Source organism: Pseudomonas sp. MWU12-2020 (assembly GCF_023100605.1).
GTDB lineage: Bacteria > Pseudomonadota > Gammaproteobacteria > Pseudomonadales > Pseudomonadaceae > Aquipseudomonas > Aquipseudomonas fluorescens_H.
In genome coordinates, this window is record NZ_JALMEX010000003.1 from 523,799 (window position 1) to 539,968 (window position 16,170).

Below are 16,170 nucleotides of genomic sequence, written 5' to 3' on the forward strand. Positions count from 1 at the left end.
TGCTCGGTTGCGCGAGATCGGTGTGGTTTTTCTCGGTGTCCATCAGGCACGGGGTGGCGTAGATGTTCCTTCGCCGGAAAAACATCGGTAAGGTAGGGGTCAGAATTCAAGACCCGCGAGGAGTAGTGATGAGCGAGGCGTTGTCCATCCACCATGACCAGGCTGGTCATCAGTTCGAGACCAATGTGGACGGTCATCGTGCCTACCTGACCTATATGGATCTGGGGAAACAGACCCTGGATATCTATCGCACCTTCGTGCCCAACGCCCTGCGCGGTCGAGGCATCGCCGCCGCGCTGACTGAAAGTGCGCTGCAGTACGCCGAAGAAATGGGCTACACGGTGATCCCGTCGTGCTCCTACGTCGAGCGCTACATGGAACGTCATCAGCGTCGCGCCGCCAAGATCTGAATCGCACACACAAAAACGCCGGGCAATGCCCGGCGTTTTTTTATGCCTGTGAAACGCTGATCAGCTGCGCTGACGTTTCGGCAGAACATCCTTGAGCTTGGCGTGCATGCTGCGCAGGGTGTTCTCGGTGGCGGACCAGTCGATGCAGGCATCGGTGATCGACACGCCGTATTGCAGGTCGGCGAGGTCTTTCGGGATCGCCTGGCAGCCCCAGTTCAGGTGACTCTCGACCATCAGGCCGATGATCGACTGGTTGCCTTCGAGGATCTGGTTGGCGACGTTCTCCATCACCAGCGGTTGCAGGGCCGGGTCCTTGTTGGAGTTGGCGTGGCTGCAATCGACCATGATGTTCGGCTTGATCTTCGCCTTGTTCAGCGCCTGCTCGCACAGGGCGACGCTGACCGAGTCGTAGTTCGGCTTGCCGTTGCCGCCACGCAGCACCACGTGACCGTAGGCGTTGCCCTTGGTGGTGACGATCGACACGCCACCTTCCTGGTTGATCCCCAGGAAGCGGTGCGGGCTGGAAACCGACTGCAGGGCATTGATCGCCACGGTCAGGCCGCCATCAGTGCCGTTCTTGAAGCCGACAGCCGAGGACAGGCCGGAAGCCATCTCACGGTGTGTCTGGGATTCGGTGGTACGCGCGCCGATGGCCGACCAGCTGATCAGGTCCTGCAGGTACTGCGGGGAGATCGGGTCGAGGGCTTCGGTGGCGGTCGGCAGGCCTTTCTCGGCCAGGTCCAGCAGCAACTGGCGACCGATGTGCAGGCCGTCCTGAATCTTGAACGAGTCATCCAGGTACGGATCGTTGATCAGGCCTTTCCAGCCGACGGTGGTCCGTGGCTTCTCGAAATACACGCGCATGACCAGATACAGGGTGTCGGAGACTTCCTCCGCCAGCACCTTGAGGCGATCGGCGTATTCGTGGGCAGCCTTGATATCGTGGATCGAGCACGGGCCGATCACTACGAACAGACGGTGGTCGGTGCCATCAAGAATGTTGCGAATGACTTCGCGGCCCTTGGTGACGGTGCGCAGCGCAGCATCGCTCAGAGGGATATCACGCTTGAGCTGATCGGGAGTGATCAGGGTCTCGTTAGAGGCGACGTTTAGGTCGTTGATCGGTAAATCAGCCATCGTTTACTCGTCAGGTCACGGGTGCCGGCCGCCAGCGATCCCCGCGCGGCGGAGCACAGCAGATTTAAGCGCGTCGGGGAGCCGAACCTTAGCGCGTCAGACGCGGCTCGACAATGGGCAAGCGCCGCTTTAATCCAGCACTGGCTGGGCAAAAGCCTTGCGCACGCTATCGTGGGAGAACTCGTCGGCGTGTTGTTCGACCCATTGCAGGGCCAGCGCCTGGATATCCTGCAGATCGTCGTGGGCCTCGTTCATGCGGCAATAACGCTCGATCTGGCACACCTGTTCGCCCATTCGGGCGCTGAACAGCGTCTGCTCATCGGTGAATGCGATCCCCACCAGATAGCCCTTCTTGCGCCGCAGACACCACGCGACATAGCCCGGATAACAGATCTCGGCATTGAGTGTCGGCATGCGCACTTGCAGCGCGGTACCGTGGCGCCACGCGCGGTGATAATTGCAAGCGATCCCGCCGAGGCTGATAGTGTGCAGCTGTTGCCTGGAAATACACTCGGGCTTGAGCAAGGTTAATTCAACCGGCACTTCGTCCGGATGAGGAATGAAACGTCCCATGAGCACAGACTCCCTGTGTCGGCCATTTGACATTGTTTCCCCCAGTATAGTGGTCGAATCCGAGCTGACCGATTTCGACGCTGACCAGCGGTTGCTGGCGATGAGCGGCGTTTCGCTGGTGATTTTCACCAGTGTCGGCTGTTCCAGCTGCCGCTATGCCAGAGAGGTTTTGCCCGGGTTCGAGCTGGCGGTTGATCGCCTGTGCTGGATCGATGCTGGCAACAACGGCGGATTGGTGGAGCGTTATCAGGTCTTTCATTTGCCGGCGCTGTTTGTGGTGCGCGACGGCGAGTTCTTTGGGGCATTGCACACGCGCCTGACCGCCGATGGGCTGAACGCAGCAGTGGCGCAGGCACTGGTTCGAATTGCAGAGGAGTTGCCATAGATGGTGGGAGCAGACAGCAAACCGGTGATCGGGATTATCGGCACCGGTGCAATTGGCGGGTTCTACGGTTTGATGCTGGCGCGGGCCGGTTTCGATGTGCACTTTTTACTGCGCAGTGAATTCGCCGCAGTGGCCGAACGTGGTTTGCAGGTGGACAGTGCCGTGCATGGCACGCTGACGTTGAACCCGGTGCAAGCCTATGCCAAGGCCGAGGACATGCCGGCCTGCGACTGGTTGCTGGTCGGCGCCAAGACCACCAGCAGTGCCGGTCTGGCCCCGGCGATCATTGCTGCGGCCAGGCCCGGCGCGAAAGTGCTGGTGCTGCAAAACGGTCTGGACGTCGAAGACAGCCTGCGCGAGTTGCTGCCCGATTCCCTGCATCTGCTCGGTGGCCTGTGTCTGATCTGCGTGCATCGCGAAGGGCCGGGGCACATCACCCATCAGGCACTGGGGGCGGTGAACATCGGCTATCACAGTGGCCCGGCGGCAGGCGACGCGGCGCGCATGGCGCTGGTCGAGGAGGGCGCCAGTCTGTTCCGCGCGGCCGGTATCGATTCGCAGGCGATGCCCAATCTGCAACAGGCACGCTGGCAGAAACTGGTCTGGAATATTCCCTATAACGGTCTCTCGGTGCTGCTCGGTGCCGGCACCACGCCGCTGATGGCCGACGCGGACAGTCGCGCGCTGATTCAGGCGTTGATGGCCGAAGTGGTGCAGGGCGCCAAGGCCTGTGGTCACGACATGCCGCCCGGTTACGCCGAGTACCTGTTCATGATGACCGAGAAAATGCCCGACTACTGGCCGAGCATGTACCACGATTTCCTGCACAAGCGGCCGCTGGAACTGGAGGCGATTTATGCCCGGCCACTGGCTGCGGCCAAAGCCGTGGGGTTCGAATTGCCGCGGATCGAGGCGCTGTATCGCACGTTGAGTTTCATCGACCGACGCAACACCTGAGTCGGTTTTCTGGGGGAGTGGGGGAAGGCATGGCCAAGAACATCGATGACAAACTGGTGCTGGCGATTTCGTCTCGTGCCCTGTTCGACCTGAGCGAGAGTCACAAGGTCTACCTGGCGAGCGGCGTCGAAGCCTATCGGCAATATCAGATCGAACACGAAGACGAGATCCTCGCGCCCGGTGATGCCTTTCCTCTGGTGGAAAAACTCCTCAGCCTCAACAGTCGCCTCGACCGCGCCCGGGTCGAGGTGATTCTGGTTTCGCGCAACAGCGCCGACACCGGCCTGCGCGCCTTCAATTCGATTCACCACTATGGACTGGATATCTCGCGGGCGGCATTCGTCGGTGGGCGCAGTCCGTATCCCTACCTCAAGGCTTTTGGCTGTGACTTGTTCCTGTCGACGCATGCCGAGGACGTGCGCGCTGCGCTGGACGCCGGTTTTGCCGCCGCGACGATTCTCTCCGGTGGCGCCAGTCGTGCCGCCAGTGACGAACTGCGCATCGCCTTCGACGGCGACGCGGTGCTGTTCTCCGATGAGTCCGAACGCGTATATCAGTCCGGCGGGCTGCTGGCGTTTCAGGCCAAGGAACGTGAGTCTGCGCGCGAGCCGTTACGCGGTGGGCCGTTCAAAGGTTTTCTGGCGGCGCTCAATGCGCTGCAACGCGAGTTCCCCGAGGACGACTGCCCGATCCGCACGGCGCTGGTCACCGCGCGTTCGGCACCGGCGCATGAGCGGGTGATTCGTACATTGCGCGAGTGGGACATCCGCCTCGACGAGTCGCTGTTCCTTGGCGGGCTGACCAAATCGGCGTTTCTCGAAGCCTTCGCTGCCGATGTGTTTTTCGACGATCAGGCCGGCCACTGCGAGGCCGCCCGCGAAGTGGTCGCCACCGGTCACGTACCGCACGGCATCAGCAACGAACCATCGATCTAAAGCCCCTGTGCTTCAAGACGTTGCGTCGCACGTCGTACTCGCCAAGGCACTGCTAAGCTGAATCAATCTCCGCCATGTTGGCACGCGAGGAGGTCATATGATTCGTTCGATGCTGTATGCCACTGACCTCGGTCTGTACGCACCTTTAGTGATGCAGCATGCCCTGGCACTGGCGCGGACATTCAATGCCGACTTGTATGTGGTGCATGCAGTGGAACCCATGGGACTGTTCGCCGAATCGGTGTTGCAGAGCTATCTCGACGAACAGGCATTGAACGAATTTCACAGTCAGGGTCTGAAAACAGTCATCGCCAGTATCGAACAACGGGTGCTGGACAGTTTTCGCGAAGAATTGGGGGAGGACGGCGAACAGGATCTGCAGCGGATCCGTGCGGTACGGGTACTGCAGGGCGATCCGTCGCAGGTGATTCTTGACCAGGTGGAGAAACTCTCTGTGGATTTGCTGATCGTAGGCACTCACAGTCACGGTGTCGGGGCGGAAACGCCTTTGGGGCGTACGGCGACCCGGGTTCTGCAATTGGCCAAGGTGCCGGTTTATCTGGTGCCGTTGGTGGAGCGCCGGCGTCGGGAGGATCGCTGAAGCGGGAATAATGGCGTTTTGATAAAAAAGTTCTAGATTTATTCATCAAACCATTAATATAGTTATATACCGTCGCTGATGCCCGTGGCGTCTACCTGCTTTGAGGGATACATATGAAGCTTCAACAATTGCGCTACATCTGGGAAGTGGCGCACCACGACCTCAACGTTTCCGCTACAGCCCAAAGCCTTTACACCTCGCAACCGGGTATCAGTAAACAAATCCGCCTGCTGGAAGACGAACTCGGCGTTGAAGTGTTTGCCCGCAGCGGCAAGCACTTGACCCGCGTCACCCCGGCCGGCGAACGCATCATCACCACCGCAGGGGAAATCCTGCGCAAGGTCGAAAGCATCAAGCAGATTGCCCAGGAGTTCTCCAACGAGAAGAAAGGCACCCTGTCGATCGCCACCACCCACACCCAGGCGCGTTATGCATTGCCGCCGGTGATCAGCAATTTCATCAAGCAATACCCGGACGTGGCGCTGCACATGCATCAGGGTTCGCCGATGCAGATCGCCGAGATGGCCGCTGACGGCACCGTCGATTTCGCCATCGCCACCGAAGCGCTGGAATTGTTCGGCGACCTGGTGATGATGCCGTGCTATCGCTGGAACCGTTGCGTGGTCGTGCCGCAGGGCCACCCGCTGACCAAGCTGCCGAAGCTGACCCTTGAAGCGCTGGCCGAATACCCGATCGTGACATACGTGTTCGGTTTCACTGGCCGTTCGAAACTCGACGAAGCCTTCAGCCATCGCGGCCTGACGCCGAAAGTGGTGTTCACCGCCGCCGATGCCGACGTGATCAAAACCTACGTGCGTCTGGGTCTGGGTGTGGGCATCGTCGCCAAGATGGCGGTCGACACCAAACTCGATAACGACCTGGTGGTGCTGGATGCCAGCGAACTGTTCGAGTCGAGCATTACCAAGATCGGTTTCCGTCGCGGTACTTTCCTGCGTGGTTTCATGTGCGACTTCATCGAGAAGTTCGCCCCGCACCTGACCCGCGAAGTGATGGCCAAAGCCATCCAGTGCCACAACAAGCAGGAACTGGAAGAGCTGTTCGACGGCGTCGAACTGCCAGTCCACTGAGTCCCTGCCTCACAGCACCTCGGTGACAGCGAACTGTTGCCGGGTGCCCGCCACCAGAATCTCCACCTCATCGCCCTCGAACTTGCCCAGCAGGCTTTTGCCCAGCGGCGAGCGCGGGGTGATGACGGTAATCGGCTGACCCACCACATCGACTTTCAGGCCCGCCGCATCCGGCGCCAGAAACAGCCATTGCTCGCGACCCTTTTCGTCCTCCAGGCCGAGCAGGGCGCCGATCTCGATGCCGCGATTTTCGTCATAGGCGCGCAGTGTCAGATTCTGGCACAGCGCCAGTGACTGGCGGATTTCCTCGACGCGTTTCGCCTGACCTGCTGCCAGATAGGATGCCTCAAGTCCGAGGGTGTCGTACTTGTTCTCGGCGATGTTCTCTTCGTGAGTCGCGGTTTCGTAAGCGGTCTGCGCGGCGCGCTCGGCGATGTCGAGGTCGACGCGCAGTTTGTCGAGGATCAGTTGGTGGACGGTGTGCTTGTTCATGATCAATCGCAGAATTGCAAAACGTTGGCGCGGCTCTTCTCGCTCGGCGCGGTCTGGTCCTGTTGCAGCCAGAACTGGCATTTCGGATTTGACTGGTTGCGACTGCTGCTGCGTGCCTGATCCAGGCGATTCTGCTGTTCGTTCTTGCGCAGGTTCTCTTCGTACTGCTCGAACAGCGGACTCTGTGGCGGAATGTCCGGTTGTACCTGGACGGCCGCCGGGGGCTTGGCCAGTTGCTGCACGGCCTGAGCGACAGGCGCCAGTTGCTCGGTGAACACAAAGCGTGAAAGCAACCAGCAGGTCAGGGCGATGGCCAGAAAGCCCAGCCACATGCCCAGGGCAATGCTGCCGGTCAGTCGCAGCGCGCTAAGCTGAACAGGCAAGGGACGACGCGGGGTGGGGCGATAGGGCATGGCTGCCTCCTGGCGGATGATTACGGGCAAGTCGCGATTGTCGCACGAAGATTAATCGCCGTCGGCTCTTCTGCGCGAGGTCATTTATGCGGACAATCAGCCCTTTTGCCAACGGGAGTCTTGCATGTCGGTACCGAAAACCCGCTGGGATATTTTTTGCACCGTGGTCGACAACTATGGCGACATCGGTGTGACCTGGCGTCTCGCCCGCCAACTGGTGGCCGAGCATGCGCTGGCGGTGCGTCTGTGGGTCGATGACCTGCGCGCCTTCGAACGTATCTGCCCCGAGATCGACATCAACCTTGCCCAGCAATCGCAGCAGGGCGTCGAGGTGCGGCACTGGCCGAGCGACTGGCCGCAAACGGAAGCCGCCGATGTGGTGATCGCCGCATTTGCCTGTCAGTTGCCACCGGCGTACATGGACGCCATGGCCGAGCGGCAACGGCCGCCACTGTGGATGAACCTCGATTACCTCAGCGCCGAAGACTGGGTAACCGGTTGTCATGGCTTGCAGTCGGTGAAGTACAAGTCGGTACAGAAATTCTTTTTCTTTCCCGGATTTCAGCCGGGGACCGGCGGCTTGCTGCGTGAACGCGGTCTGCTTGAGCGTCGTCGGCATTTTCAGCAGGATGCCGCTGCACAGCGACAATTCCTGCAAGGCCTGGGTGTCGATCGCGCAGCGGATTCGCAGCTGATCTCCTTGTTTGCCTACGAAAATGCCGGGCTGGCCAGTTGGCTGGATGTGCTGGCGGCGGATAGCACACCGACCCATTTGCTGGTGCCGGAGGGGCGGATTCTCGGTGATGTCGCGCGCTGGCTCGGAGTCGATTCGCTGGCCGTCGGCGATTTGAACGTGCGTCAGGCGCTGACGGTGCAGGTGCTGCCGTTCGTCCGTCAGGATCAATACGATCAGTTGCTGTGGTGCTGCGATTTCAACGCGGTGCGTGGGGAAGACTCGTTCGTCCGCGCACAGTGGGCCGGGCGACCGATGCTCTGGCACATCTATCAGCAGGACGAAGACATCCATCTCGACAAGCTCGACGCCTTTCTCGCGCTCTACACCAAAGGGCTTTCACAGGCCGCTGCCGAGGCGATCAACGGTCTGTGGCGGGCCTGGAGCGCCGCACAACCGATTGGCGAGCACTGGCTGGAGGCCCGTAAACACTGGTCGCAATTGCAGGACAACGCCGAAGCATGGTGTCTGGAACAAGGCTTGCAGGCGGATCTTGCCACGGCGCTGGTAAGGTTTTACCTAAATTGGATATGATACGAGGCCTAGATTTTTGTAAATCCCATCCAAATTCGGATATTCGCAATGAAAACTGGTAAAGAACTCAAACCCGGTACCGTGATCCGTATCGACAACGATCCTTGGCTGGTTCAGAAAGCTGAATTCACCAAGTCGGGCCGTAACAGCGCGATCATGAAGACCAAGCTGAAGAACCTGCTGACCGGTTACAAGACCGAAACCGTTTACGGTGCGGACGACAAGCTGGACGACGTGATCCTCGACCGCAAAGAAGCGACCCTGTCCTTCATCAGCGGCGACACCTACACGTTCATGGACACCACTGACTACACCATGTACGAGCTGAACGCCGAAGACATCGAAAGCGTTCTGCCTTTCGTTGAAGAAGGCATGACCGACGTTTGCGAAGCCGTGTTCTTCGAAGAGCGTCTGGTTTCCGTAGAGCTGCCGACCACCATCGTGCGTCAGGTTGACTACACCGAAGGTTCCGCTCGCGGTGACACTTCCGGCAAGGTGATGAAGCCTGCCAAACTGAAGAACGGTACCGAGCTGTCGGTTGCTGACTTCATCGAAATCGGCGACATGATCGAGATCGATACCCGCGAAGGCGGTTCCTACAAAGGCCGTGCCAAATAAGCACTGCTTTTCGCGGAAAGAAAAAGCCCGACCATTGAGTCGGGCTTTTTTGTGCCTGCGATTCCACGTTTACCGCTGAACCCTGTGGGAGCGGGCTTGCTCGCGAATGCGGTGTGTCATTCAACAAACTGGTTGTCTGACCGGGCCTGTTCGCGAGCATGCCCGCTCCCACAGTGGTTTGGCGTTGTTCTCAAACGGTGGTGTGCAGACGCACTTCAACATTGCCGCGAGTGGCGTTGGAGTACGGGCAGACCTGGTGCGCCGCTTCGACCAGGCTTTGTGCATCCGCTTGCTCCAGGCCTGGCAGGCTGATGTGCAGATCGATGTCGAGACCGAAACCGCCAGGGATCTGGCCGATACCGACGTGGGCGGTGATCGAGGCGTCGTCGGGGATTTTGCGTTTGGTCTGGCTGGCGACGAATTTCAGCGCGCCGATGAAGCAGGCCGAATAGCCGGCAGCGAACAGTTGCTCAGGATTGGTCGCTGCACCGCCGGCACCGCCGAGTTCTTTCGGGGTAGCGAGTTTGACGTCGAGGATGTTGTCGCTGGAGATCGCACGACCATCACGGCCGCCAGTGGAGGTTGCGATTGCGGTGTAGAGAGTTTGCATGGAGTGAGCCTCGTCGAGTGTGTTTTTTTGCGCTAATTGTTTGCGCGCTAAGTAAGTGCGAGGTGAATGTAGCTCGCTAATGTTTAGTGCGCAAGATAAATTTGTGAAGAAAATTGGATCAGTAGTGAAGGAGGATGACATGGCCGGCTGGAAGGTCTGTTTTAGAGCGGGCGAAGAAGTATGAAAGCCAAAGAAATAATTTTCACGGCATCAATATTTTCAGGTCAGCAAGAGATTCTGGTGGGAGCGAGCCTGCTCGCGAAAGCGGTGTGCCAGTCAGGGGGGGTGTGGTCTGAAAGAACGCTTTCGCGAGCGGGCTCGCTCCCACAAGGGGAAGTCAGGTGGGCTCAGGTCAGGCTGTCTTGCAGATGACTGCGCAGCACTTGCAGTTCTGCTTGCAAATTTTGCAGGCGCTCGACGGTAAAGCCACTGGCGCCGAGGATGCACTGCGGAACGCTTTTGGCTTGCTCACGAAGAGCGCGGCCCTGCGCGGTCAGTTCGACGATCACCACCCGTTCGTCCTCACGGCTGCGGGTTCGACTGAGCAGACCTTCGCCTTCCAGACGCTTGAGCAACGGCGTCAGCGAGCCTGGATCGGTCAGCAACCGCGTGCTTATTTCTCCCACGGTCAAACCGTCCTTTTCCCACAGCACCATCATCGCCAGATACTGCGGGTAGGTCAGACCCAGTGCTTGCAGCAGGGGCTTGTAGACCTTGGTCATCATCAGCGAAGTGGAGTGCAGGGCGAAGCAGGCCTGGTTATCCAGCAGCAGGTGATCGCAGTTGTCGGGGGTGTCGCGTTCGGTGGTCATGGCAACGCCTTGTTCGATGATGGGCTTGAATCTAGCGCCCGAATGTTTAATGCGCCAGATAATTATCCAGAGTCTAGTGCCGGCCCAGCTCTCGCTGTAGCGCCAGATCCCACGGCGGCACCGGGCTGAAACGGGTCTTGAGATATTCCAGAAGCAAACGGCTGCGCGAGTGGGTTTGCTGTTCCATGCGCAGCGCATAGATACCGGTGGTTTCCGGTTGTGGCAGGCCGGTCTCGCAGAACAGCGGCAGCAACTCTCCGCGCAGCAGGTACTCACTGGCCAGCCAGGTCGGCAAATGCGCGATGCCCAGCCCGGCCAGTGCGCCGCACACCAGGGCTTCGGCATTGTTGGCGCTCATGCGGATTCGTGAGGGGCGATGCAGTTGCATTTGCCCGTCCAGCTCGAAGCGCCAGGCGAAGGGCGGGGCGAGGCCTTCCCAATCCAGTCCGTCGTGTTCACTCAACTGCGCAGGATGGCTCGGCGCGCCACGGCGTTTGAGGTAGTCGGGGCTGGCGCAGGCGATGCGCACCATGCTCGCCAGCGGGGTGGCGACCAGCCGCGTATCGGCCATTTGCCCGGCGCGCAGCACCAGATCAACTTTGCCCAGATTCGAGCCGTGCATGTCGATGAAGCTGTCGATCAGGTGCAACTGCACATCCAGCCCCGGGTACAGCACCAGAAAGTCGGCGATGACCGGCGCGAGATGGCGGCGACCGAACGCAGCGGGGGCATCAATGCGGATCAAGCCTTCCGGCGCACTGCTCAACGACACCGCTTCGGCACGGGCCAGTTGCAGTTCGCTGACGATACGTCGCGCCCGCTCGGCAAACGCCAGCCCGGCCGGGGTTGCCCGCACAGCATGGGTGCTGCGGATGAACAACTGACTGCCGACGGCGCTTTCCAGGCTATCGATGCGCCGCGCAATGGCGGAAGGCGTCAGCGGATGACGACGGGAAACCGCGGAAAAACTGCCGCTTTCCAGAACATCGAGAAATAACCCGAGCTGATCGGTCAACTGATTGGGATTCATGAGAATTCAATACTTGTGCGAATTTGGCATAGCCATTGTGCGTTGCTGTGCGTTTCCCCGCCAGCCTGTACTGCGTAGGATGAATCGCCTGACGGATGAGGAAATCGCTGTGATCGAGTTTTTGTTGTACCTGCTGTTTGGCGCGGCCCTGGGCACACTGGGCGGGATTTTTGGCATCGGCGGTGGTTTGATCGCCATTCCGCTGCTGGGTGTGTGGTTCGGCCTGGATCAACAGATCGCCCAAGGCACGGCGCTGGTGATGGTGGTGCCGAACGTGATGCTGGCGCTGTGGCGCTATCACCAGCGCAATCGCATCGAACTGCGCCATGCGCTGCCGCTGGCGGTCATGGGCTTCTGCTTTGCGTGGATCGGCTCGATCTGGGCGGTGGGCATCGATGCGCAAACCATGCGCATCGGCTTTGTCGCGTTCCTTGTGGTGCTCTCGGCGTACAACCTGCTGAAGATGTTCGGCAAAAAAAACGCGGTGAGCTCCGAGATGCGTTACTCATGGCCATGGCTGGGTGTGCTCGGCGCAGCGTCGGGGACCATGGGTGGCTTGTTCGGCGTTGGCGGGGCCGTGGTGGCGACGCCCGTGCTGACCAGTCTGTTCGGCACCACGCAAGTGGTTGCCCAAGGCCTGTCGCTGGCGCTCGCATTGCCGAGCACCGGCGTGACGCTGGTGACCTACGCGGTGCATCACGAAGTGGACTGGATGATCGGTCTGCCGCTGGCCATCGGCGGTCTGGCCAGCATCAGTTGGGGGGTGAAAGTCGCCCACGCAATGCCGGAAAGGCTCTTGCGCGGGCTGTTCTGCGGTTTTCTGGTGCTGTGTGCGGTGATGCTCGCCTTTAAAGTTTGAAGCCTTCGACGATGTGCTCGGCGAGGCATTCGGTGATCGGCGACGGATTGTTCAGGTTGCGGATCAGCATGATGCTGGCCTCGGGCAGCAATGGCAGGTCCTCGGCGGCGCCGAGAATGCGCATGTCCGGGGTGATCAGGCTCTCCAGTTGCGCGGTGATCGCCAGACCCGCGCTCACCACCGCCATCAGCGCCGACAGGCTGGTGCTGTTGTAGGCGATGCGGTAGTCGCGGCCCATCGCGTCCAGCGCATTGCACGCCCACAACCGGCAGAAACAATCACTGTTGAACATCGCCAACGGCAGCGGCGTCTGCTCGTGGGCGCTGAAGTTTTGCGCTTCGGCCCAGACGAATCGCTCCTTGCGCAGCAACTGGCCGATCTCGTTGCCCGGCTCGCGGGTGACGATCGACAAATCCAGATCGGTGCGCTGCAACAGCTGTTTGCTGGACTCGCAGTGCACTTCGATCTGAATCAGCGGATAGAACTGGGCGAACCGCGACAGTATTCCCGGCAGAAACCGCATCACATAGTCGTCCGGCGTACCGATGCGCACGGTGCCGACCATGTGTGGCTCGCGCAAAGTGTTGAACACTTCGCTGTGCAATTTCAGGATACGCCGCGCATAGCCGAGCAGCACCTGGCCTTCGGCGGTCAGGCGTACCTGGCGGCCATCGCGCTCGAACAGCTGGCGTTGCAGAACGTCTTCTTCCAGACGCTTCATCTGCATGCTCACGGCCGATTGCGTACGGTTGACCATCTCGCCAGCGCGGGTGAAACCGCCCTGGTCGGCGATTGCGACGAAGGTGCGCAGAACATCGGTATCGATACTGGGATAGGCCGACAATTCATCAATCTCCGAGATGCATGGCATCAGAAACATTCGTTGGATTGATCTTAGCTCCGGGGCGAGACTTTAGTCATCCCACATGGAGGGCAACACGATGAAAGGTCAAAAAGTCTATGTCAGTGATGAAAGAGTGCCGGTGCACCTGATCTCGGATCTGCTGCACAAGTTTAGCCGCTGGTACGAATTGCACCGTGAACGTGAGTTGCTCGCCAGTTTGAGTGATGAAGCGTTGAAGGACATCGGGGTCAGCCGGGCTGACGTTGAACACGAGGCCATCCGGCCGTTCTGGGACGATCCGATGCATAAATGATGAGGGTATCGCTACACAAACCCCTTTTGACTGAGGTAGGTTGCGAGCAGACAAGGAGATGTTCATGCCCGCGACTCTGGCCTTTTCCCTCAAACAGGCGCGACGTCTGGCGCTGGCTGCCCAAGGGTTCAACGGGCGCCAGCCGCTGACCGTCAAGGCGCCGCATGTCAACCGGCTGATTGAACGGCTGGGTCTGTTGCAGATCGACTCCGTCAACGCGGTGGTGCGCTCGCACTACTTGCCGCTGTTTTCTCGTTTGGGTTCATATCCATCCACTCTGCTCGACCAGGCCGCCTGGAGTTCGGGTCGCCGTCGCACGCTGTTCGAATACTGGGGCCACGAAGCATCGTTGCTACCGCTGGCGATGTATCCGTTGCTGGGGTGGCGGATGCAGCGCGCGAAACGTGGCGAGGACATCTATCAACAACTGGCGAAGTTCGGACGCGAGCAGCAAGACACGATTCGTCGGGTTATGGCGTCGGTCGAAGCGCAGGGCGCGTTGGGCGCGGGCAGCCTTTCGACCCGCGAGGACAAGGCCGGTCAGTGGTGGGACTGGAGCGCGGAGAAGCATGCGCTGGAATGGTTGTTCGCCGCCGGCGAAGTGACCGTGGCCGGGCGCCGCGGTTTTGAGCGTTTGTATGATTTGCCGGAGCGGGTCATCCCTGCGCCGATTCTGCAGCAGCCGTTGCCGGATGAAGCCGAGGGCCAGCGTGGTCTTCTGCTGCACGCGGCCCAGGCACTCGGCGTCGGCACGGAAAAGGATCTGCGGGATTACTTCCGTTTGAACCCGGCCGATGCGCGACCGCGTCTGGCGGAGCTGGTCGAGGACGGGCAGTTGCAGACCTGCGAAGTCGCCGGCTGGCGACAGATCGCCTACTGTCTGCCGCAGCCGAAAGTCCCGCGTAAAGTCGTCGCCAGTGCGCTGTTGTCGCCGTTCGATTCGCTGATCTGGGAGCGCAGTCGTACCGAGCGACTGTTTGATTTCCGCTATCGGCTGGAAATTTATACGCCGCAGGACAAACGGGTCTATGGCTATTACGTGCTGCCGTTCCTGCACAACGAGCGGATTGCTGCGCGGGTCGATCTGCGCGCCGAGCGGGCGTCGGGGCGGTTGGCGGTGCATGCGGTGCACGAGGAAGAGCCGGGGCTGGATGATCAGGGGATGTTGGCGCTGGCGCTGAATTTGCGGCAGATGGCCGATTGGCTGGGGCTTGCGCGGGTGCAGCTTAATTGTCAGCGCGAGAGTGCAGGGCGATTGCGGGTGGCATTGATTGAAATCTGTAGTGACTGAGCTGGCCCCTTCGCGAGCAGGCCCGCTCCCACATTGGTTCTGCGTCGTTCACAAATCCAGTGTGGGAGCGGGCTTGCTCGCGAAGGCTGCCTCTCAGACGCTAGAAACCTGACCGATTCAACGCCGAACCTGCTTCAGGGTTTCCGCAATCAAAAACGCCAGTTCCAGCGACTGATCGGCATTCATCCGCGGGTCGCAATGGGTGTGATAACGATCCGACAGCCCGTCTTCAGTGATCGGCCGCGCACCACCGATGCACTCGGTGACATTCTGCCCGGTCATCTCGATGTGAATCCCGCCCGCGTAGCTGCCTTCGGCTTCGTGCACCTGGAAGAACTGCTTCACCTCGCCAAGAATCTGCGCGAAGTCGCGGGTCTTGTAGCCGCTGCTGGCCTTGATGGTGTTGCCGTGCATCGGGTCGGAACTCCACAGCACCTGCTTGCCCTCACGCTGCACCGCGCGGATCAGCGCCGGCAGATGATCGCCGACCTTGTTCGCGCCCATCCGCGCGATCAGGTTCAGGCGGCCCGGATCGTTGTCCGGGTTGAGCACGTCGATCAGGCGGATCAGGTCGTCCGGGTTCATGCTCGGGCCGACTTTGACGCCGATCGGGTTGTTCACTCCGCGCAGGAATTCGACGTGGGCGCCGTCAAGCTGACGGGTGCGGTCGCCGATCCACAGCATGTGCGCCGAGCAATCGTAGTAATCGTTGGTCAGGCTGTCGCGACGCACGAAGGCTTCCTCGTAGTTCAGCAGCAGCGCTTCGTGGGCGGTGAAGAAACTGGTTTCGCGCAGTTGCGGCGAGCTGTCCATGCCGCAGGCGCGCATGAACGCCAGGGTTTCATCGATGCGGTCGGCGAGGTGGCTGTATTTTTCGGCCAGCGCCGAGTTGGCGATGAAATCAAGGTTCCACTTGTGCACCTGATGCAGGTCGGCAAAACCGCCCTGGGCGAAAGCGCGCAACAGGTTCAGGGTGGCGGTGGACTGGTGATAGGACTGCAGCAGGCGCTCCGGATCCGGCACGCGGCTTTTCTCGTCGAAACCGATGCCGTTGACGATGTCGCCACGGTAGGCGGGCAGGGTCACGCCTTCGATGGTTTCGTCGTTGGCCGAGCGCGGCTTGGCGAATTGACCGGCCATGCGCCCGACCTTGACCACCGGGCAACCGGCGGCGAAGGTCATGACGATCGCCATCTGCAGCAACACTTTGAAGGTGTCGCGAATCTTCGCTGCCGAGAACTCGGCAAAGCTTTCCGCGCAATCGCCGCCCTGCAACAGGAACGCCCGGCCCTGAGTCACCTCGGCAAACTGTCGGCGCAGCTCGCGTGCTTCACCGGCAAACACCAGCGGCGGATAGCTGGCCAGGGTCTGCTCGACCTGGCGCAGGTGCGCGGCGTCGGGGTATTGGGGTTGTTGCTGGATCGGCAGGGCGCGCCAGCTGTCAGGGCTCCAGGGTTGGCTCATCACAGTCTCTAATTCGGTTCTACGCTCGGGACGCCCATGGTAGCAGCAATTAGTGCGTGACCTGCTCCCGC

Annotated in this window: 20 protein-coding genes; 11 read left to right on the forward strand and 9 right to left on the reverse strand. The window is 60.4% G+C overall.

Annotation, left to right across the window (positions count from 1 at the left end):
* The first annotated feature begins 128 nt into the window (after window positions 1–128).
* Window positions 129–410: a GNAT family N-acetyltransferase gene (locus tag M0814_RS09795; protein ID WP_003226804.1), complete on the forward strand. Its 282-nt coding sequence runs from the start codon at window positions 129–131 to the stop codon at window positions 408–410.
* A gap of 60 nt (window positions 411–470) precedes the next feature.
* Here the strand turns inward: M0814_RS09795 and M0814_RS09800 are convergent, their stop codons facing one another.
* Both M0814_RS09800 and M0814_RS09805 read right to left on the reverse strand, forming a co-directional pair.
* Window positions 471–1,547 (reverse strand): 3-deoxy-7-phosphoheptulonate synthase, encoded by a 1,077-nt coding sequence (locus M0814_RS09800; protein ID WP_003226802.1) that lies wholly within the window; start codon window positions 1,545–1,547, stop codon window positions 471–473.
* A 129-nt stretch (window positions 1,548–1,676) separates the two neighbouring features.
* Window positions 1,677–2,120 carry a PilZ domain-containing protein gene (locus M0814_RS09805; protein ID WP_003226800.1) on the reverse strand — a complete coding sequence of 148 codons (444 nt, stop codon included), beginning with the start codon at window positions 2,118–2,120 and terminating at the stop codon, window positions 1,677–1,679.
* On the opposite strand from M0814_RS09805, the gene M0814_RS09810 reads away from it, so the two are divergent.
* The 5 genes from M0814_RS09810 (at window position 2,119) to cysB (ending at window position 6,086) form a co-directional block, all read left to right on the forward strand.
* On the forward strand, window positions 2,119–2,505 hold the full coding sequence (locus M0814_RS09810) for a thioredoxin family protein (RefSeq protein WP_103483838.1): 387 nt from the start codon (window positions 2,119–2,121) through the stop codon (window positions 2,503–2,505). The two genes, M0814_RS09805 and M0814_RS09810, sit on opposite strands and share 2 nt — an antisense overlap.
* Entirely contained in the window at window positions 2,506–3,462 is a 957-nt protein-coding gene (locus M0814_RS09815; RefSeq protein ID WP_103483837.1) for a putative 2-dehydropantoate 2-reductase, read from the forward strand.
* Window positions 3,463–3,491: 29 nt separating this feature from the next.
* A complete protein-coding gene (locus tag M0814_RS09820) occupies window positions 3,492–4,397 on the forward strand; it encodes a 5'-nucleotidase (RefSeq protein ID WP_103483836.1) in 906 nt (301 codons plus the stop codon).
* Window positions 4,398–4,494: 97 nt separating this feature from the next.
* Complete coding sequence (locus M0814_RS09825) at window positions 4,495–4,998, forward strand: universal stress protein (protein ID WP_103483835.1); 504 nt, start codon at window positions 4,495–4,497, stop codon at window positions 4,996–4,998.
* Between the two features lie 113 nt (window positions 4,999–5,111).
* Complete coding sequence (gene cysB / locus M0814_RS09830) at window positions 5,112–6,086, forward strand: HTH-type transcriptional regulator CysB (RefSeq protein WP_007908591.1); 975 nt, start codon at window positions 5,112–5,114, stop codon at window positions 6,084–6,086.
* A gap of 9 nt (window positions 6,087–6,095) precedes the next feature.
* Here cysB and M0814_RS09835 read toward each other — a convergent pair whose 3' ends face one another.
* The gene (locus tag M0814_RS09835; RefSeq protein ID WP_003226791.1) at window positions 6,096–6,578 is read right to left on the reverse strand and encodes a GreA/GreB family elongation factor; all 483 of its coding nucleotides are present in this window, start codon (window positions 6,576–6,578) and stop codon (window positions 6,096–6,098) included.
* Between the two features lie 2 nt (window positions 6,579–6,580).
* Complete coding sequence (locus M0814_RS09840) at window positions 6,581–6,991, reverse strand: hypothetical protein (RefSeq protein ID WP_103483834.1); 411 nt, start codon at window positions 6,989–6,991, stop codon at window positions 6,581–6,583.
* Between the two features lie 124 nt (window positions 6,992–7,115).
* On the opposite strand from M0814_RS09840, the gene earP reads away from it, so the two are divergent.
* Together earP and M0814_RS09850 are read left to right on the forward strand one after the other, a co-directional pair.
* Complete coding sequence (earP, locus tag M0814_RS09845; RefSeq protein ID WP_103483833.1) at window positions 7,116–8,258, forward strand: elongation factor P maturation arginine rhamnosyltransferase EarP; 1,143 nt, start codon at window positions 7,116–7,118, stop codon at window positions 8,256–8,258.
* 48 nt (window positions 8,259–8,306) lie between these two features.
* Window positions 8,307–8,876, forward strand: coding sequence for an elongation factor P (locus M0814_RS09850; RefSeq protein WP_003226785.1), 570 nt, complete (start codon window positions 8,307–8,309; stop codon window positions 8,874–8,876).
* A gap of 190 nt (window positions 8,877–9,066) precedes the next feature.
* Here the strand turns inward: M0814_RS09850 and M0814_RS09855 are convergent, their stop codons facing one another.
* The 3 genes from M0814_RS09855 to M0814_RS09865 all read right to left on the reverse strand — a co-directional run bounded on the left by M0814_RS09855 (window position 9,067) and on the right by M0814_RS09865 (window position 11,328).
* Entirely contained in the window at window positions 9,067–9,486 is a 420-nt protein-coding gene (locus M0814_RS09855; RefSeq protein WP_003226782.1) for an organic hydroperoxide resistance protein, read from the reverse strand.
* Between the two features lie 347 nt (window positions 9,487–9,833).
* On the reverse strand, window positions 9,834–10,298 hold the full coding sequence (locus tag M0814_RS09860) for a MarR family transcriptional regulator (RefSeq protein ID WP_103483831.1): 465 nt from the start codon (window positions 10,296–10,298) through the stop codon (window positions 9,834–9,836).
* A 73-nt stretch (window positions 10,299–10,371) separates the two neighbouring features.
* Window positions 10,372–11,328, reverse strand: coding sequence for a LysR family transcriptional regulator (locus M0814_RS09865; RefSeq protein ID WP_103483830.1), 957 nt, complete (start codon window positions 11,326–11,328; stop codon window positions 10,372–10,374).
* 109 nt (window positions 11,329–11,437) lie between these two features.
* Here M0814_RS09865 and M0814_RS09870 point away from each other — a divergent pair, with 109 nt between their 5' ends.
* Complete coding sequence (locus tag M0814_RS09870) at window positions 11,438–12,187, forward strand: sulfite exporter TauE/SafE family protein (protein ID WP_177434687.1); 750 nt, start codon at window positions 11,438–11,440, stop codon at window positions 12,185–12,187.
* On the opposite strand, the gene M0814_RS09875 is transcribed toward M0814_RS09870, so the two are convergent.
* A complete protein-coding gene (locus M0814_RS09875) occupies window positions 12,177–13,031 on the reverse strand; it encodes a LysR substrate-binding domain-containing protein (RefSeq protein WP_025113145.1) in 855 nt (284 codons plus the stop codon). The genes M0814_RS09870 and M0814_RS09875 overlap by 11 nt on opposite strands.
* Window positions 13,032–13,128: 97 nt before the next feature.
* On the opposite strand from M0814_RS09875, the gene M0814_RS09880 reads away from it, so the two are divergent.
* Both M0814_RS09880 and M0814_RS09885 read left to right on the forward strand, forming a co-directional pair.
* Window positions 13,129–13,344 carry a DUF1127 domain-containing protein gene (locus M0814_RS09880; protein ID WP_003226778.1) on the forward strand — a complete coding sequence of 72 codons (216 nt, stop codon included), beginning with the start codon at window positions 13,129–13,131 and terminating at the stop codon, window positions 13,342–13,344.
* Between the two features lie 64 nt (window positions 13,345–13,408).
* A complete protein-coding gene (locus M0814_RS09885; RefSeq protein ID WP_103483828.1) occupies window positions 13,409–14,635 on the forward strand; it encodes a winged helix-turn-helix domain-containing protein in 1,227 nt (408 codons plus the stop codon).
* Between the two features lie 117 nt (window positions 14,636–14,752).
* Here M0814_RS09885 and M0814_RS09890 read toward each other — a convergent pair whose 3' ends face one another.
* Entirely contained in the window at window positions 14,753–16,099 is a 1,347-nt protein-coding gene (locus tag M0814_RS09890; RefSeq protein WP_090284945.1) for a 3-deoxy-7-phosphoheptulonate synthase class II, read from the reverse strand.
* Window positions 16,100–16,170: the final 71 nt, after the last annotated feature.

Coding starts and splice junctions, on each gene's coding strand:
- M0814_RS09885 (WP_103483828.1), top strand. CDS start 13,409: ATGCCCGCGACTCTGGCCTTTTCCCTCAAACAGGCGCGACGTCTGGCG.
- M0814_RS09810 (WP_103483838.1), top strand. CDS start 2,119: ATGAGCACAGACTCCCTGTGTCGGCCATTTGACATTGTTTCCCCCAGT.
- cysB (WP_007908591.1), top strand. CDS start 5,112: ATGAAGCTTCAACAATTGCGCTACATCTGGGAAGTGGCGCACCACGAC.
- earP (WP_103483833.1), top strand. CDS start 7,116: ATGTCGGTACCGAAAACCCGCTGGGATATTTTTTGCACCGTGGTCGAC.
- M0814_RS09820 (WP_103483836.1), top strand. CDS start 3,492: ATGGCCAAGAACATCGATGACAAACTGGTGCTGGCGATTTCGTCTCGT.
- M0814_RS09800 (WP_003226802.1), bottom strand. CDS start 1,547: ATGGCTGATTTACCGATCAACGACCTAAACGTCGCCTCTAACGAGACC.
- M0814_RS09825 (WP_103483835.1), top strand. CDS start 4,495: ATGATTCGTTCGATGCTGTATGCCACTGACCTCGGTCTGTACGCACCT.
- M0814_RS09880 (WP_003226778.1), top strand. CDS start 13,129: ATGAAAGGTCAAAAAGTCTATGTCAGTGATGAAAGAGTGCCGGTGCAC.
- M0814_RS09840 (WP_103483834.1), bottom strand. CDS start 6,991: ATGCCCTATCGCCCCACCCCGCGTCGTCCCTTGCCTGTTCAGCTTAGC.
- M0814_RS09860 (WP_103483831.1), bottom strand. CDS start 10,298: ATGACCACCGAACGCGACACCCCCGACAACTGCGATCACCTGCTGCTG.
- M0814_RS09815 (WP_103483837.1), top strand. CDS start 2,506: ATGGTGGGAGCAGACAGCAAACCGGTGATCGGGATTATCGGCACCGGT.
- M0814_RS09855 (WP_003226782.1), bottom strand. CDS start 9,486: ATGCAAACTCTCTACACCGCAATCGCAACCTCCACTGGCGGCCGTGAT.
- M0814_RS09865 (WP_103483830.1), bottom strand. CDS start 11,328: ATGAATCCCAATCAGTTGACCGATCAGCTCGGGTTATTTCTCGATGTT.
- M0814_RS09850 (WP_003226785.1), top strand. CDS start 8,307: ATGAAAACTGGTAAAGAACTCAAACCCGGTACCGTGATCCGTATCGAC.
- M0814_RS09835 (WP_003226791.1), bottom strand. CDS start 6,578: ATGAACAAGCACACCGTCCACCAACTGATCCTCGACAAACTGCGCGTC.
- M0814_RS09795 (WP_003226804.1), top strand. CDS start 129: ATGAGCGAGGCGTTGTCCATCCACCATGACCAGGCTGGTCATCAGTTC.
- M0814_RS09890 (WP_090284945.1), bottom strand. CDS start 16,099: ATGAGCCAACCCTGGAGCCCTGACAGCTGGCGCGCCCTGCCGATCCAG.
- M0814_RS09805 (WP_003226800.1), bottom strand. CDS start 2,120: ATGGGACGTTTCATTCCTCATCCGGACGAAGTGCCGGTTGAATTAACC.